The sequence below is a fragment of the Pseudomonas sp. NPDC090208 genome (assembly GCF_044746785.1).
In the GTDB taxonomy this organism is placed as follows: Bacteria; Pseudomonadota; Gammaproteobacteria; order Pseudomonadales; family Pseudomonadaceae; genus Aquipseudomonas.
In genome coordinates, this window is the sequence record NZ_JBIVCU010000003.1 from 232045 (window position 1) to 246805 (window position 14761).

The 14761-nt window shown below is 60.8% G+C and carries 14 protein-coding genes and 3 pseudogenes; 14 read left to right on the forward strand and 3 right to left on the reverse strand.

Annotated elements, in window-relative coordinates; all coding sequences use genetic code 11:
* Positions 1 to 17: 17 nt before the first annotated feature.
* The 8 genes and pseudogenes from ACIPL0_RS06840 to ACIPL0_RS06875 all read left to right on the forward strand — a co-directional run bounded on the left by ACIPL0_RS06840 (position 18) and on the right by ACIPL0_RS06875 (position 6063).
* The gene (locus tag ACIPL0_RS06840) at positions 18 to 1415 is read left to right on the forward strand and encodes a CmpA/NrtA family ABC transporter substrate-binding protein (RefSeq protein WP_400731414.1); all 1398 of its coding nucleotides are present in this window, start codon (positions 18 to 20) and stop codon (positions 1413 to 1415) included.
* Positions 1416 to 1427: 12 nt separating this feature from the next.
* Positions 1428 to 2279 carry a nitrate ABC transporter permease gene (gene ntrB, locus ACIPL0_RS06845; protein ID WP_400731415.1) on the forward strand — a complete coding sequence of 284 codons (852 nt, stop codon included), beginning with the start codon at positions 1428 to 1430 and terminating at the stop codon, positions 2277 to 2279.
* On the forward strand, positions 2269 to 3192 hold the full coding sequence (locus ACIPL0_RS06850) for an ABC transporter ATP-binding protein (protein WP_400731416.1): 924 nt from the start codon (positions 2269 to 2271) through the stop codon (positions 3190 to 3192). Before ntrB ends, ACIPL0_RS06850 begins: the two co-directional genes overlap by 11 nt.
* A 45-nt stretch (positions 3193 to 3237) precedes the next feature.
* Positions 3238 to 3687: a cyanase gene (cynS, locus tag ACIPL0_RS06855; protein WP_400731417.1), complete on the forward strand. Its 450-nt coding sequence runs from the start codon at positions 3238 to 3240 to the stop codon at positions 3685 to 3687.
* 60 nt (positions 3688 to 3747) lie between these two features.
* Positions 3748 to 4632, forward strand: a complete 885-nt coding sequence (locus tag ACIPL0_RS06860) for an MBL fold metallo-hydrolase (RefSeq protein ID WP_400731418.1) — start codon at positions 3748 to 3750, stop codon at positions 4630 to 4632.
* Positions 4633 to 4640: 8 nt separating this feature from the next.
* Positions 4641 to 4781 (forward strand): annotated as a pseudogene (locus tag ACIPL0_RS06865) (sulfite exporter TauE/SafE family protein); the annotation flags it as partial.
* Positions 4780 to 5472 (forward strand): annotated as a pseudogene (locus ACIPL0_RS06870) (SDR family oxidoreductase); the annotation flags it as partial. The pseudogenes ACIPL0_RS06865 and ACIPL0_RS06870, both read left to right, overlap by 2 nt.
* A gap of 357 nt (positions 5473 to 5829) precedes the next feature.
* Positions 5830 to 6063, forward strand: coding sequence for a hypothetical protein (locus ACIPL0_RS06875; RefSeq protein WP_400731419.1), 234 nt, complete (start codon positions 5830 to 5832; stop codon positions 6061 to 6063).
* Between the two features lie 14 nt (positions 6064 to 6077).
* Here ACIPL0_RS06875 and ACIPL0_RS06880 read toward each other — a convergent pair.
* Positions 6078 to 6734, reverse strand: a pseudogene (locus tag ACIPL0_RS06880) (DNA polymerase ligase N-terminal domain-containing protein); the annotation flags it as partial.
* A gap of 529 nt (positions 6735 to 7263) precedes the next feature.
* Here ACIPL0_RS06880 and ACIPL0_RS06885 point away from each other — a divergent pair.
* Positions 7264 to 8598: a cation:proton antiporter gene (locus ACIPL0_RS06885; protein WP_400731420.1), complete on the forward strand. Its 1335-nt coding sequence runs from the start codon at positions 7264 to 7266 to the stop codon at positions 8596 to 8598.
* A gap of 409 nt (positions 8599 to 9007) precedes the next feature.
* Here the strand turns inward: ACIPL0_RS06885 and ACIPL0_RS06890 are convergent, their stop codons facing one another.
* Both ACIPL0_RS06890 and ACIPL0_RS06895 read right to left on the reverse strand, forming a co-directional pair.
* The gene (locus ACIPL0_RS06890; RefSeq protein ID WP_400731421.1) at positions 9008 to 9394 is read right to left on the reverse strand and encodes a termination factor Rho; all 387 of its coding nucleotides are present in this window, start codon (positions 9392 to 9394) and stop codon (positions 9008 to 9010) included.
* Between the two features lie 392 nt (positions 9395 to 9786).
* A complete protein-coding gene (locus ACIPL0_RS06895) occupies positions 9787 to 9972 on the reverse strand; it encodes a response regulator (RefSeq protein ID WP_400731422.1) in 186 nt (61 codons plus the stop codon).
* A 136-nt stretch (positions 9973 to 10108) separates the two neighbouring features.
* Here ACIPL0_RS06895 and ACIPL0_RS06900 point away from each other — a divergent pair, with 136 nt between their 5' ends.
* The 5 genes from ACIPL0_RS06900 to ACIPL0_RS06920 all read left to right on the forward strand — a co-directional run bounded on the left by ACIPL0_RS06900 (position 10109) and on the right by ACIPL0_RS06920 (position 14672).
* Complete coding sequence (locus tag ACIPL0_RS06900) at positions 10109 to 10318, forward strand: hypothetical protein (protein WP_400731423.1); 210 nt, start codon at positions 10109 to 10111, stop codon at positions 10316 to 10318.
* Between the two features lie 131 nt (positions 10319 to 10449).
* A complete protein-coding gene (locus ACIPL0_RS06905) occupies positions 10450 to 10977 on the forward strand; it encodes a (2Fe-2S)-binding protein (protein WP_400731424.1) in 528 nt (175 codons plus the stop codon).
* Positions 10974 to 11978, forward strand: coding sequence for an FAD binding domain-containing protein (locus tag ACIPL0_RS06910; RefSeq protein ID WP_400731425.1), 1005 nt, complete (start codon positions 10974 to 10976; stop codon positions 11976 to 11978). Before ACIPL0_RS06905 ends, ACIPL0_RS06910 begins: the two co-directional genes overlap by 4 nt.
* A complete protein-coding gene (locus ACIPL0_RS06915) occupies positions 11971 to 14172 on the forward strand; it encodes a xanthine dehydrogenase family protein molybdopterin-binding subunit (RefSeq protein ID WP_400731426.1) in 2202 nt (733 codons plus the stop codon). The genes ACIPL0_RS06910 and ACIPL0_RS06915 overlap by 8 nt, the downstream gene beginning before the upstream one ends.
* Positions 14173 to 14321: 149 nt before the next feature.
* A complete protein-coding gene (locus tag ACIPL0_RS06920; RefSeq protein ID WP_400731427.1) occupies positions 14322 to 14672 on the forward strand; it encodes an RcnB family protein in 351 nt (116 codons plus the stop codon).
* Positions 14673 to 14761: the final 89 nt, after the last annotated feature.

The following is a 14761-nucleotide window of genomic DNA, read 5'->3' on the forward strand; positions in this document are numbered from 1 at the left end:
CCAGAAGGACTGCGGGCATGAGCGACGAGAACTTTTACCGACCGTACAGCAGTGATGCGCCCTTGTCGGGTTGCAGTTGCGGCCAGCATGCCAGCCAGTCAGCCCACGACAGCGAGGCGGAGCGTGCGCGAATGGCTCGGGGGCAAAACCCCGAAAGCCTGTCCCGTGATTTTATCGAGGCAGCAGCCGTCCGTGCTCTGTTTCCCCATGACGCTACTCGCCGGCGCTTTCTCAAGGCGGTGGGGGTAGGCGCTGCCATGGCGGCAATCAACAGCCTGTTGCCGATACAGGCCATGCAGGCGATGGCCGAGGACAAGAACGGCGCGCTGGAGAAGAAAAACCTCAAGATTGGCTTTATCCCTATCAACTGCGCCACGCCGCTGATCATGGCCGACCCGCTGGGCCTGTATAAGGCCCAGGGGCTGAACGTGACCTTGCAGAAGACCGCAGGCTGGGCGCTGGTGCGCGACAACATGCTCAACGGTGAGCTGGATGCCTCGCACTTTCTTGCGCCCATGCCGCTGACCATTTCGCTGGGCCTGGGCTCCAACGCTCAACCCATGCGCGTCGCCAGCATCCAGAATACTAACGGCCAGGCCATCACCCTGGCGCTCAAGCACAAGGACAACCGCGACCCGCGCAACTGGAAGGGCTTCAAGTTCGCCATTCCGTTCGAGTTCTCGATGCACAACTTCCTGTTGCGCTACTACCTGGCCGAGCACGGCCTGGACCCCGACCGCGATGTGCAACTGCGGGTCACGCCGCCTGCCGAAATGATCGCCAACCTTCGCGCCGGCAACATCGACGGTTTTCTCGGCCCGGATCCGTTCAACCAGCGTGCGGTGTACGACGAGATCGGCTTTATCCATGTCCTCTCCAAGGACATCTGGGACGGCCATCCCTGCTGTTCGTTCGGCACCTCGCAGAAGTTCATCGAAGAAAATCCCAACACCTTCGCCGCGCTGTACCGGGCGATTCTCAACGCCGCAGCGTTGGCCCGTGATCCGGCCAACCGGACGATGATCGCGCAGACCATCTCCACACCGAACTACCTGAACCAGCCGGAAATTGTCATTCGGCAAGGACTGACCGGCCGTTTCGCCGATGGCCTGGGCGTGGTGCAGGACCACCCACGTCGCTCGGACTTTGACCCCATGCCCTGGTACTCCATGGCGACTTGGATGCTCACCCAGCTCAAGCGCTGGGGCTACATCAAGGGCGATGTGGACTTCAACGGCATCGCCGAGCAGGTGTTTCTGATGACCGACGCTCGCAAGCAAATGCGTGAACTGGCGATGAGCGAAGCCGGCGTTGAACCGCTGTCGGGCTACAAGGCGTTTTCGGTCATGGGCCGGCCGTTCGATCCGACCCAACCCAAGGCCTATCTGGATGGCTTTGCCATCAAGCGCACGTAAAAGGAGCAGGCGATGAAAACACTGAGATTCAGGGCGGTCCTGTTGTCGCTGGCCATGCTCGCGGCGTTGCTGCTGGTGTGGCAGTTGGCGACTTTGCCGACAGCAAAAACCGCGAAGGCGGCGATGGACGAAGAGTACGCCATGCTGATGGGCAAAAGCCTCAGCAGCGAGCAACGCAAGGCCAATGGTTTTCCGACACCGGCGGAGTTCTCGACCCTGGCGCTCAAACAGCTGAGCGACCCGTTTTACGACCGTGGTCCCAATGAAAAAGGCATTGGCATTCAGTTGGCGCATTCGCTGGGACGGGTCGCCATCGGTTACCTGATCGCCTTGCTGGTGGCGATTCCGCTGGGCTTTGCCATCGGTATGTCGCCGCTGCTGTACCGCGCCCTCGATCCGTTCATCCAGGTGCTCAAGCCGATCTCGCCGTTGGCCTGGATGCCGATCGCGCTCTACACGATCAAGGATTCGTCGGTGTCGGCCATTTTCGTGATCTTCATCTGTTCGGTATGGCCGATGCTGATCAACACCGCCTTTGGCGTCGCCGCAGTACGCAAGGACTGGCTCAACGTCGCCCGCACCCTGGAGGTCAGCCCGTTGCGCAAGGCATTCATGGTGGTGTTGCCGGCCGCGGCACCGACGATCATCACTGGCATGCGCATTTCCATGGGCATCGCCTGGCTGGTGATTGTCGCCGCCGAGATGCTGATTGGCGGTACCGGCATCGGCTACTTCGTCTGGAACGAATGGAACAACCTGTCGCTGTCCAACGTGATCTTCGCCGTGCTCATGATCGGCGTGATGGGCATGTTGCTGGATCTGCTCTTCGCCACCCTGCAAAAAAAGGTGACTTATGCTGAATGAAAACTCCGGCCGCACGCCTGCGTTCATCAAGGTCGAAGGGCTGACCAAGCGCTACGGTGCCGCTTCTGCGCCGGTATTCGAAGACATCAGTTTTTCCATCCAGCGCGGCGAGTTCGTGTGTGTGATCGGCCACTCCGGTTGCGGCAAAAGCACCATTCTCAACATTCTCGCCGGGCTGGACGAAGCCAGCAGCGGGACGGTGGTGATGGGTGGCCGTGAGGTGTCCGGGCCGAGCCTGGATCGCGGTGTGGTGTTTCAGAACCACGCACTGCTGCCGTGGATGACGGTGGATCAGAACATTGCCTTTGCCGTGCGCTCGCGCCACCCGGAGTGGTCGAAGGCGCAGGTGGCGGAACACGGTACGCGCTTTCTGGAGATGGTCGGCCTGAAAGGGGCAGGGCAGAAGAAGCCCAGCCAGTTGTCCGGCGGCATGAAGCAGCGTGTCGGCATTGCCCGCGCCTTTTCGGTGGAGCCGCAGATGTTGTTGCTCGACGAGCCTTTTGGCGCACTGGATGCCCTGACCCGCGGGGTGATCCAGGACGAACTGCTGAGCATTTGTGCGGCCACCCAGCAGACCGTGTACATGATCACCCACGATGTCGACGAGGCGATCTTGCTGGCCGACAAAATCATGTTGATGAGCAATGGCCCCCATGCGCGCATCGCCGAAATCGTCGTCAACACGCTGCCTCGCGACCGCTCGCGGGAAACCATTCACCACGACCCGCAGTTCTACCGCATCCGAAACCACTTGGTGGACTTTTTGGTGCGCCGCTCCAAAACCATTCAGGAGCAGAACGCGCAAGCTGCCGCGCCCGCCGAGCCCCTGATCGTCTATCCCGGCCTCACCGATGACGGTCCACCTTCGGGGCCGGATGGCCCGTCCAGTTCCAAGCTGCGCATCGTTGCCTGAACCCTGTTTGACAATCCCGCTGCATGACTGATGAGAGAGGTTTCCATGATTTCCGATCGCGACCAAGTGACCCAGATGATTCTCGCCGCCAAGGTCAGCAAAGGCTTGAAATGGCGTGACGTGGCTGAGCGTATCGGCCTGTCCAAGGAGTGGACTACTGCCGGTTGCCTGGGCCAGATGACCTTCGACAAAGCTCAGGCCGAGACCCTGGGCAAGCTGTTCGAGCTATCGGATGAGGCCGTGGCCTGGCTGCAAGTGACACCGTACAAGGGCTCGCTGCCGACGTCGGTGCCGACCGACCCGCTGATCTATCGCTGGTACGAGCTGGTGAACGTCTACGGCACCACGATCAAGGAGCTTATCCATGAGGAGTTCGGCGACGGCATCATGAGCGCGATCGATTTCTCCATGGACATTCAGCGCCAGCCGGACCCCAAGGGCGACAGGGTCAATGTCGTGTTGTCCGGCAAGTTCCTGCCCTACAAAAGCTACTGATCCCGCAGTGCACCGGCCGCACCTGGGTGTGGCCATTCCATGATGGCAGAGGAGGGCGGCATGCTCATCGACGACAATATTCTGGTCGAGGCTTTTCTAGATGAGGCCAGTTCTACTTTCAGTTACCTGGTGGTAGACCGCTTGACTCTGAGCGGCGCGGTCATTGATAGCGTGCTGAACTTCGATTCCAAATCCGGCCGTACCCATACGCAATCGGCTGACGCTTTGGTTTCGCGCGTGCAGCAACTGGGTGTGCGGGTGAGGTGGATTCTGGAAACCCATGTGCATGCCGATCACCTGTCCGCCGCACCTTATCTGAAGGACAGGCTGGGCGGCCAAATCGCGATAGGCAGCCATATCACCGACGTTCAGCAGGCATTTGGCGCGCTGTTTAATGAGGGCGATCAGTTCAAGCGTGACGGCAGCCAGTTTGATGCCTTGTTCGAGGATGGCGACCATTTTCTCATCGGCAGCCTCAAGGCGCAGGCGTTGCACACGCCCGGCCACACGCCGGCCTGCATGACCTATGTGGTCAGCGCGGGCGATCTTACCCTGGCATTTGTCGGCGACACCCTGTTCATGCCGGATTACGGCACCGCCCGCTGCGACTTCCCCGGCGGTGACGCCAGAACCCTGTTTCGCTCCATCAAAAGAATCCTGGCGTTACCCGCCACCACGCTGATTTTCATGTGTCACGACTACCGCCCGAACGGTCGGCCGGTTGAATACCTGACGACGGTCGACGCCCAACGCAAGCACAACATCCATGTGCATGACGGCCTCGGTGAGGATGACTTCGTGGTCATGCGCGAAGCTCGTGATGCCACCCTCGCCATGCCTGCACTGATTCTGCCGTCGGTGCAGGTCAACATGCGTAGCGGACACTTGCCGGAGGCCGAGGCCAATGGCGTGCGGTACCTGAAAATTCCGATCAATGCCCTGTGAGTTCAATCATGTCCGACCATGCGATGCTAAGCGTGCTGTTGGGCGGTGGTATCGGTACGATCCTCGCCCTGACCGGCGCCGGAGGAGGGATTCTTGCCGTGCCGGTTTTGGTATTCGGTCTGGGCTTGTCACTGGCCCAGGCGGCACCGTGCCGTGGCCATTGCCTTCGCCAGGGAGGGTGCCGACGTCGCCATTTCCTATCTCGATGAGCATGAGGATGCCAAAGAGACGGCTCGCTGGGTCGAAGAGGCGGGACGCCAGTGCTTGCTGCTTCCTGGCGATCTGGCTGACAAGGCGCATTGTTCGGCGGTAGTTGAGCAGACTGTGGAAGCGTTTGGCCGGATCGATGTACTGGTGAACAACGCGGCGTTTCAGATGAGCCACAACAGCATCGAAGAGATAGACGATGATGAGTGGGTCAAAACCTTTGATATCAACATCACGGCCATGTTTCGCCTGTGCAAGGCGGCCTTGCCGTCGATGGCTGCGGGCAGTTCGATCATCAACACCAGCTCCGTGAACTCCGACTCCCCAAAGCCGACGTTGCTGCCTTATGCAACCACAAAAGGCGCAATCGCCAACTTCACCGCAGGTCTGGCGCAGATGCTCGGACCCCGAGGCATTCGGGTCAACAGCGTGGCACCTGGGCCGATCTGGACACCGCTTATCGTGTCGACGATGCCGACAGACGACGTGGAGCATTTCGGCGAAAACACGCCGCTGGGACGCCCCGGCCAACCTGTCGAGGTGGCGCCGATTTATGTGCTGCTGGCCTCGGACGAAGGCAGCTTCATCTCCGGCTCTCGCTATGGGGTGACCGGGGGCAAGCCCATTCTCTAGGCAGCTCCGGACCATGGCGTGTGACACGCGATTGACCGCGTGTCACAGCGCCCAGCCTCACAAGAACAACCCCGTCAGGACATGGAGCCAGTCAGGTGCATGTATTCAGAATTTGCAAAACAGCCGCAGGTTGGGCTCTATTCAAACAGGGATCGTCGCGGCCGGTGATTGAAGCGGTGTGCTTCGAAAAGCTGGTCGAGCAGGTCTCTGCAAGGTTCAAGGGAAAAGGGGTTGCCGTGAGGCTGCCCTGTGAGGGCGGTGCTTTTCAAGAGATAAGGCTATAGACCTGGCCAGGCACCGCAGTTGAACGTTATCCCTCGCTTTCACCGATTGCCAATGACAAGAAAAAGGTGAGCCATGAGCTGCTTAATTTGTGCGGGACCCGCCGAACGCATACCTTCGCTGAAGAACTGGGAAGAGCGCCGGTGCCTGGAGTGCGGGCATTACCGGATCGCCGACGCGCTGATCCTGACCCTGATGGATCAGGGGCAGATTTTCGACGTGGTCAAGGCGCGTGCCTGGGTGAGGGCGCATCAGCATTACGGGGCGGTGCCGGAGATGATAACCGCCCAGGATTTGTTGCAGCTGTAAGCGGATCAGCCAATGGAGGTTTTCTTGCGGCGGCTACGGGATGCCTTTGCGGGCAGCGCCTGTTCAGCAGCGTGCCCCTTCGAGTCCGCTTTGGCAGCGATGGTGCGCTCACTCAGCACGCTGTCCGGTTCGGCGGTGACGATATCGTAGTCAGCCTGCGCCCGAGCAAACGCATCCTCGTGCTTGATCAGAAACCATTGTTCCTGCCTGCCGGGCAAATGGGTCCTGACCAGGTTCCATACGCCGGCCAGCTTTTCTCCCACCAATTCAAACTTCAACCGCCCCTTGGCGTAGCCCTCGATCGGATCGGACAGCGGCTTCCAGATACCTCGGTCCCAGACAATGACTTCGCCGGCGCCGTAATGGCCTTCGGGAATCGTTCCCTCGAACGTGGCGTAATCCAACGGATGGTCCTCCACGTGCACGGCCAGTCGCTTGGCGCTGGGGTCCAGCGAAGGGCCTTTGGGCACCGCCCAGCTTTTCAGCGTGCCATCGAGCTCCAGCCGGAAGTCGTAATGCAGACGTGAGGCGTCGTGCTTCTGTATGCAAAATTTCAATGAGTGGGGTGGCGGCTGTTTCTTCCCCGTTCGCCTGGCGCGCTGCCCGCCGGAGGGCTCGGGCGTCGCGGTGAAATCCCGTTTGCGGGTGTACGAATCCAGCGGCTTGTCCATGTTCGGCTCCTCGACGTGCTCTGAATAAGTGAAAGGCGATGGGACATGGAGTTCCGCAGAGGGGATCGATGGACAGAGACGAGATTGGCAGCGGATGAGATGAGTGGAATCGGCTGCAAATCAAATGGAACTCGAGAGCGTCTTCGCATGACAAAACGCCATTACTCATTTGCAGGCGTCCACTCATGCTTGAGTCCCGAGCTTTGATTCTGCTGGCTTCTTTTATCGACGGCATCGCCTGCAAGGTCGAGCCGCTGGATTTCACCGCGTTGCTCTACCTGCGTGATCGGGGATACGTCGATGTTTCCATCGCTGGAGGGCAGGTGGTGCCAGCGCTCACGCCTAGCGGAAGAGACCGAGCGCGGGATGGGTGCGCCGCTATTCAGGCGATTTCGACGTCAAGGGGGGAGTCCTCGACTCATTCCGCCTGATGCTCCCTGGCATCGCGTTGTCCGTGCCATTCAGGTAAACGATGGGACAGTTCGCCAGTCGAAAAGGGAGCTCACACTCGATCAGGATTTCGTAGCTGATGACCTTCATAGTCTGGTTGGCCATGCTGGGGGCGGTGCTGTTATTGCTGGCGCTCTCGTCCTCCTACTTACGCTGGGTGCCTGTGACCTCCTCGGTGGTGTGCCTGGGGCTGGGTATGGGGCTCGCAGGGCTGGGTCTGTTGCACTTGGACATGACTGACGCCAGTCACTGGATGGAACATCTTACCGAGGTGGCGGTGCTGTTCTCGCTGTTCTTCACCGGCCTGAAGCTGCGCTTGCCGCTGCGCAATCGTCGATGGTGGGCGGCCTGTTACCTGGCGGGTCCGGTCATGGTGGTCTGCATTGCCGGGGTCAGCTTATTGTTGCATTACGGGCTGGGCATGAGCTGGGGCGTTTCGGTGTTGATCGGGGCGATTCTGGCCCCGACCGATCCGGTATTGGCAACGCTGGTGCAGGTGACGGATTCGCAGGATTCCGATGCAGTGCGATTCGGTTTATCCGGAGAGGCAGGGCTTAACGATGGTGTGGCATTCCCTTTTGTCATCCTCGGGCTGCTGCTTCAGGAAAGCCCTCAGGATGGCTGGCTGACCCACTGGCTGCTCGGGGATGTCCTATGGGCGGTAGCGGCGGGCCTGTTGTCTGGGTACTGGCTGGGCCGTGGCCTGGGCAAGTTGACCCTGTACCTGCGCCTGCAGAACGACGACAGCACGGTATCCCCCAATGACTACCTCGCGCTGGCATTGATCGCTATCGCCTACGTGATGGCCGAGGCCGTCCACGGCTACGGCTTTCTCGCCGTATTCGCTGCGGGAGCGGGCTTGCGTCAGGCCGAAGTGCAAACCTCCGCCGACCCGCAGGATCTCGCCGCTGAACACTTGGTTCAGCCCGTGGTAGGCCATCAGCATGTCGCTCCCGAACATGCCATCAAGGGCAACGTTGAAGCGCTCGACAGTTCGCAGATTGCCGCTGGCATCATGCTGGGCGACATGCTCGCCTTTGGCAGCCTGGTTGAACGGGCCATGGAGGTCTTTGTGGTGACATTGCTCGGTGTTGTGCTGCTGGATCACTGGGATAGCCAGGCACTGATGGTTGCCGCTGCGTTGTTCCTGGCCTTGCGACCGGTGAGTGTGCTGCTGATGCCTTCGCGCGGACTGTTGAATGTTCGCCAGCGCAGCCTGTTGGGTTGGTTCGGCATCCGCGGCGTCGGCAGCCTTTATTACCTGTTTTACTCACTCAATCACGGGCTGGCCCCGGCTCATGCTACGCAGAGTATGAACCTGGTGTTATCGGTGGTGGCATTGAGCATTGTCGTGCATGGCATCAGTGTTCAGCCCATGCTCGCCCGCTATGAGTCCTGGAAACAGCAGCGTTGACCTTCATCGTCGATTGCGACCGTTTGAGAATCTCTTCGAACCTGGCGCTTGCCGAGGATTCGAACGGGTAGGTCGCGACGTTTCGTGGCCCGGTGAGGTGAACATGAGCAGCGCAGCAGGCATACCCGGCGGGACCGAAAACGCCGTGAATTCAATTGAGCCATTGGAGCCCGGCAGACCGTATGTGATTCCCGTACCGCCACCCGGTCGTAAAAATCCGGACTCAGCCGACACTCCGATGCCTCTGAATCCCGACGACGAGGCGCCGGTGGAGGAGGGGTTGGCGGAAGTCGAGCGAAACAATTCGATTTCTCGGGAGCATCCCGGTGAAATCTGATAGCAGCGTTGTACGTTCGGCACTGTCGCAGACATTCCGACGGTGCCGATCATCGCTGAACTCGTTGTGCTATCAGTTGTGCTTGCTTAGTGCCGCTACCAACTGAGCCTTGTTCATTGTGGAGCGACCTCGAATCTGCTGGCTGCGGGCTTCTTTCAGCAAGCTTTCCTTGGTCTGGGTTTCCAGCGATACCGCTGACGTACGAGAATGACCTTGCCTGGACTTCGCTGCGCGCTTCGCTGAGTCAGAACGTGCAGCACGTTTCTCTTTCTCCGGCTTCTGCCTCCCTGAGCCACCAGACTTATCGCCGCCACCGGATTGCTTGTTGATAGTGGCCCATGCACGCGCTTGCGCTTCACTTTCAGGCACGCCCTTGCGTTCGTAACTCTCTTCAATGTGTTCCGCTTTTCGCTGCTGTTTGTCCTTGTCCGTATATTTGTCTTTGTCACCACGGGGCATGATGTTCTCCGCTGCTTGTTGTGTGTGAGGTTTTGAAGCCCGCACAGCAATCGAAGTGCCGGGGGATGGACGAGCGGCAATGATGCCGGCGTATTCCTCAGCCCGTGTAGATCAGTACAAAAGTCATCGCAATCGTGGGTGTCTCACCTTTGGCCACGGGGTCATCACTGCAACTCATTTGGTCCGCGATGCAGCGCTGCGACTTGGAGTCCGGTCAGGACGCTGGCAGTGTTGCGTCAACGCTCAGACTCTAATGCTGGATGCATCCGGGTTCGGTGAGTTTTTCATCACCGTATCCACGAGTTCCAACAGCTGTCGCTGGGAATACGGCTTTGCCAATCGAGGGACTTCAGGAATCTGTCCAGGTGCTATTTCGGCAGAGCCTGACACCATTATTGAACGCACATGGGGATGCTTTTCCATGCACAGGTCAGCAACTGTGCGCCCGTCATGCCAGGCATCGCGTGGTCCGTGACCATGACATCGAAAGGTTGCTGCTCGAGAAGATCCAAAGCTTCCTTGGCGCCGCTTGCCGAACACACGTGGTGTCCGCAGTGTAACCTCGTCCATCTCTTCACCCGTGTCCATTATACGGGGGCGAGTTACGTGGATCTTCTGCAAAAGCTGCCGCCTGAGAAAAAGATCGAACGTCTTGCCTGCCTGCGAGTTCAACACCCCCATAGGCCTCGATCTCTACGGGGCCATGGAGGCGTTATGAGCAGCGATCACGAAGCAATGAAATCCCCACAATCCCTGGAGCCGGGTCGGCCTGATGTCATGCCCGTCAGCCCGCCTGAAAACCGTGAAGCCGGCGGTGACGATGACGTTCCGCTGCCTGCCGACGACGAATCCCCGGTCGATGAAGACATGAGCGACGTCGAGGCCAACAACGCGGTGTCCAGCGAATACCCCGAACAGCATTGACGGCGAACCCTGCGACCCGAGGTGCCTGCAAGTGTGTTCGGCCAGATCGGCTGAACCCTCGCCGGAACCGTCAGATCGGTCGCCCCGGACGCCGTTCACTGCGCACACATTCTTTCCCCGTGAGGTCTTTCATGAGCGCGAACCTGTCGGCAGGGGGCGAAACGCACCCCGTCAGTTTGATCCTCAACGGCCAGCCCCTGACGCTACATGTGCAGCCCTGGCTTACCCTGCTCGATCTGCTGCGCGACCGCCTCGATCGGGTGGGCACGAAAAAGGGCTGCGATCACGGCCAGTGTGGTGCCTGTACCGTGTTGCGCGACGGCAAGCGGGTCAATGCCTGTCTTATCCTGGCGGTGATGTGCGATGGCGCCGAACTGACCACCATCGAGGGGCTGGCCGATGGCGAGCAATTGCATCCCATGCAGCGCGCGTTCATTGCCCACGATGCCTTTCAGTGCGGTTACTGCACCCCTGGGCAGATCTGTTCGGCGGTCGGCCTGGCGCGGGAAGGACGTGCCAGCACCCGTGAGCAGATCAAGGAGCTGATGAGCGGCAACCTGTGTCGTTGCGGCGCCTACAGCAACATTGTCGCGGCCGTGGAAGAGGCGTTGCCGCAGTCCGCCAGCCGGCCGCATCAATCGGGAGGGTCGTCGGCATGACGCCTTTTGCCTATTCAAAACCCGGCGACATCAGGGAAGCCATCAAGCTCGCAGGCCCGGATACACGCTTTATCGCGGGCGGCACCAACCTGCTCGATCTGATGAAAGAGAACGTGCTGCGCCCACAGCGGCTGATCGACATTTCCGCGCTGGGCTTGCAGGACGTACAGCGCACGCCGGCCGGCGGGTTGCTGATCGGTGCGCGGGTCAGCAATGCCGACCTGGCCTGGCACCCCTGGGTCGAAAGGGATTATCCACTGTTGTCCCGGGCCATTCTGGCGGGCGCTTCACCGCAGTTGCGCAACATGGCGAGCACCGGCGGCAATTTGTTGCAGCGCACCCGCTGTTATTACTTCTACGACACCGGCACCCCGTGCAACAAGCGCGAGCCGGGCAGCGGTTGTCCGGCCCGTACGGGGCTCAATCGCATCCACGCGATTCTCGGCGCCAGCCAGGCCTGCGTCGCCACCCACCCCTCGGACATGTGTGTCGCCCTGGCGGTGCTGGACGCTCGGGTGCATGTCGAGGGACGCGCCGGCCAACGGGTGATTGAGTTCGCCGATTTTCATCGGCTGCCGGGGGATGAGCCACAGCGTGACCATCAACTGTCCGATGACGAATTGATCACCGCTATCGAATTGCCGCCTGCCGTTTTCACTCAGCACTGCTGCTATCTGAAGATCCGCGACCGTGCTTCTTATGCTTTTGCGCTGGTTTCGGTGGCTGCAGCACTGGAAATGGAGGGCGAGACGATCAAGAGCGCGCGCCTGGCGCTGGGTGGCGTGGCCCATAAACCCTGGCGTGATCCGGCGGTGGAGGACTTGCTCAAGGGGCGCGCGGTGTCCCGTGAACTGTTTACCCAGGCCGCCGAAGCCATGCTGCGCGATGCGCAGCCGCTGAGCCATAACGGTTTCAAGATCAGGCTGGCGCAGCGAGCGATCGTCCGCGCCTTGAGTGATGCCGCCGTTGCCACGACCACAGGAGCACCCCACGATGAATAACCCGTCTCGCGTTGTGGGTCAGCCCATGGACCGGGTCGACGGCGTCGCCAAGGTCACGGGGCAGGCGCGGTATGCCGGCGAATACCCCGAGGCCGGCCTGCTGTTCGGCAGCGTGGTGTCCAGCACCATCGCCAGTGGGCGGGTGCGGCGTATCGATAGCGAAGCCGCGCTGAAAGTCCCTGGGGTGGTGCTGGTGCTCGATCACAACAACCGTCCCCGTCTCTCCGGTTACGACGATGATTACAGCGACGCCGATTCGGCCGAGGGTTCGCCGTTTCGTCCGCTGTTCAACGACCGCGTACTGTACAGCGGTCAGCCGCTGGCACTGGTGGTCGCTGAAACGCTGGAAATGGCCCGGTATGCCGGCTCGATGGTACGTATCGAATACGACGGGCAGCCCCATCAGACCGACATGCTGGCGTCCCTCGATCAGGCACACTCTGCGCCCGCCGAAACACCGAAGCTGCGGGGCGATTTTGCCGGGCAATTCGCCGCGGCTGCGTTTCAGGTGGACGCCACGTTCGACACCGCGGTCGAACACCACAACCCGATGGAGCCCCATGCCTCGACGGTGTTGTATCGAACCGATGGCCGCCTGGAGATCCACGACAAGACCCAGGGGACCCAGAACTGTCAGGACTATCTGCACAAAGTGTTCGGCCTGCCGAAAGACAAGGTGCGCATTCTGGCGGCGTTCGTCGGTGGCGCCTTCGGTTCCGGGCTGCGCCCGCAGTATCAGTTGCCGCTGGCGGTGATGGCGGCCTTGCAGCTGAAACGCTCGGTGCGCGTGACCCTCACCCGTCAGCAGATGTTTACCTTCGGTTATCGTCCGCAGACCCGCCAGCGCCTGCGTCTGGGCGCCGATGCTGAGGGCCGCCTGCAGGCCATCGCCCACGATGCCATCGGCCAGACCTCGCGTTTTGAAGACTTCACCGAGCATCTTGTGGAGTGGAGCAGCATGCTCTACCGCTGCGACAACGTTGCGCTGAGCTATCGCCTGACGCCGCTGGATGTGTACACGCCGCTGGATATGCGCGCACCGGGTGCGGCGTCCGGCGTCATCGCGCTGGAGTGCGCCATGGATGAACTGGCCTGTGCGGCGGGTATCGATCCATTGCAGTTACGGCGGGTCAACTTCGCCGCCAACAACGGCAACGAAGACAAACCCTATTCCAGCAAAGAGTTGTTGGCCTGCTATGACCAGGGCGCCGAACGTTTCGGCTGGGATAGACGTAACCCGACCCCGCGCAGCATGCGGCAGGGGCGACACCTGGTGGGCTGGGGTATGGCGGGCGGAGTCTGGGAAGCGATGCAGATGAAGGCCAGCGCGCGGGCGCACCTCGATAGCCAGGGCCGGCTGACCATCAGCAGCGCCACCACCGATATCGGCACCGGGACCTACACGGTCATGACCCAGATTGCTGCCGAGGCGGCCGGCATCATGCCCCGCGACGTGACCTTCGTGCTCGGCGATTCCTCGTTACCGACGGCGCCCCTGCAGGGCGGTTCGTTCACCGTGTCTTCGGTGGGCTCGGCAGTGCGTCAGGCTTGCCTGATTCTGCGCGCCAAAGTGCTGGAACTGGCGCGAGCGACGTTTCCCGAATGGGCCGACGTGCCGGTGGAACAGATCGGCTTCGGGGACGGCTATCTGCATATCGACGGTCAACGCCTTGCGATTGCCGATATCGTCGCGCGCAGTGACAGCGGCAGCCTTGAAGTGCAGATCGACGCCGAACCAGGTGCCCGTCGCAAACCCTTTTCTACGGCCACTCACTCGGCGGTGTTCGTCGAAGTGCAGGTGGACGAAGATCTCGGCACGATCAGGGTCACACGGGTAGTCAGTGCGATTGCGGCCGGGCGGGTCGTCAACCCGAAAACCGCCCGCAGTCAGATCCTCGGTGGCGTGGTCTGGGGGCTGGGCATGGCCTTGCAGGAAGCGACCTTGAGCGACCATCACCTGGGCCGTTTCCTCAATCACAGCCTCGCCGAATACCACATCCCGGTGCATGCCGACATCGGCGAGATCGAGGTGCTGTTTGTCGAAGAGGATGACGAGATCGTCAATGAGCTGGGTTCCAAGGGCGTCGGCGAGATCGGCATCGTCGGGGTGGCGGCGGCGGTGGCCAATGCGGTGTTTCACGCCACCGGCAAGCGCGTTCGCGAGTTTCCCATCACCCTCGACAAGATGCTGTGAAGGGTGGACGGATGCAGGGCATCCGACCTCCGCTGCGCCCATCAGTTTATTGATGGAAACATTCCTTCACCGGCAGGTCGACAGACAGTAGACCTGATCAGGCTGCATGCTGCGGCCTTCGTTGTATCAAGCCTCAAGGGGGGATTCCCATGGCCCGTCGTAAACAACTCAGCTGTCTGGCGTTCACTGCGCTTTGCGCATTCGCTGGCCTCATCCATGCTGCCGGGCAGCCCGCTGCGGAGCATTCCACTTCGGAGCAGCCCAGCGTAACGCTGGATCGACCCGGTACCGGATTGCGCGAGTTCAAGACCGGAGACGTCGCGCCGGAGACCTATCAGCGCGAGAGCTCGGCGCTGAAGGACTGGCAGGCGCGCCATCTGCCGACGCCCGATGAGCATGAGCAGTGGGTGGAGATTCAAGGCACATACGCGCTGATCAACATCCCGACCGGGACCATCCGGCAACTGATCAGTAAATCCGGCGCCAAAACAAAGCCATGACACCTTCGGTCGCCTGCCCGTCGGGGAGGGTGGCCGGATTGATCCAGATCAAGCTGATCCCGCGCTCGGATGGCCACAGTGACAGCGGA

Coding starts and splice junctions, on each gene's coding strand:
- ACIPL0_RS06840 (WP_400731414.1), top strand. CDS start 18: ATGAGCGACGAGAACTTTTACCGACCGTACAGCAGTGATGCGCCCTTG.
- ntrB (WP_400731415.1), top strand. CDS start 1,428: ATGAAAACACTGAGATTCAGGGCGGTCCTGTTGTCGCTGGCCATGCTC.
- ACIPL0_RS06850 (WP_400731416.1), top strand. CDS start 2,269: ATGCTGAATGAAAACTCCGGCCGCACGCCTGCGTTCATCAAGGTCGAA.
- ACIPL0_RS06915 (WP_400731426.1), top strand. CDS start 11,971: ATGAATAACCCGTCTCGCGTTGTGGGTCAGCCCATGGACCGGGTCGAC.
- cynS (WP_400731417.1), top strand. CDS start 3,238: ATGATTTCCGATCGCGACCAAGTGACCCAGATGATTCTCGCCGCCAAG.
- ACIPL0_RS06860 (WP_400731418.1), top strand. CDS start 3,748: ATGCTCATCGACGACAATATTCTGGTCGAGGCTTTTCTAGATGAGGCC.
- ACIPL0_RS06890 (WP_400731421.1), bottom strand. CDS start 9,394: ATGCCCCGTGGTGACAAAGACAAATATACGGACAAGGACAAACAGCAG.
- ACIPL0_RS06920 (WP_400731427.1), top strand. CDS start 14,322: ATGGCCCGTCGTAAACAACTCAGCTGTCTGGCGTTCACTGCGCTTTGC.
- ACIPL0_RS06875 (WP_400731419.1), top strand. CDS start 5,830: ATGAGCTGCTTAATTTGTGCGGGACCCGCCGAACGCATACCTTCGCTG.
- ACIPL0_RS06910 (WP_400731425.1), top strand. CDS start 10,974: ATGACGCCTTTTGCCTATTCAAAACCCGGCGACATCAGGGAAGCCATC.
- ACIPL0_RS06905 (WP_400731424.1), top strand. CDS start 10,450: ATGAGCGCGAACCTGTCGGCAGGGGGCGAAACGCACCCCGTCAGTTTG.
- ACIPL0_RS06885 (WP_400731420.1), top strand. CDS start 7,264: ATGACCTTCATAGTCTGGTTGGCCATGCTGGGGGCGGTGCTGTTATTG.
- ACIPL0_RS06900 (WP_400731423.1), top strand. CDS start 10,109: ATGAGCAGCGATCACGAAGCAATGAAATCCCCACAATCCCTGGAGCCG.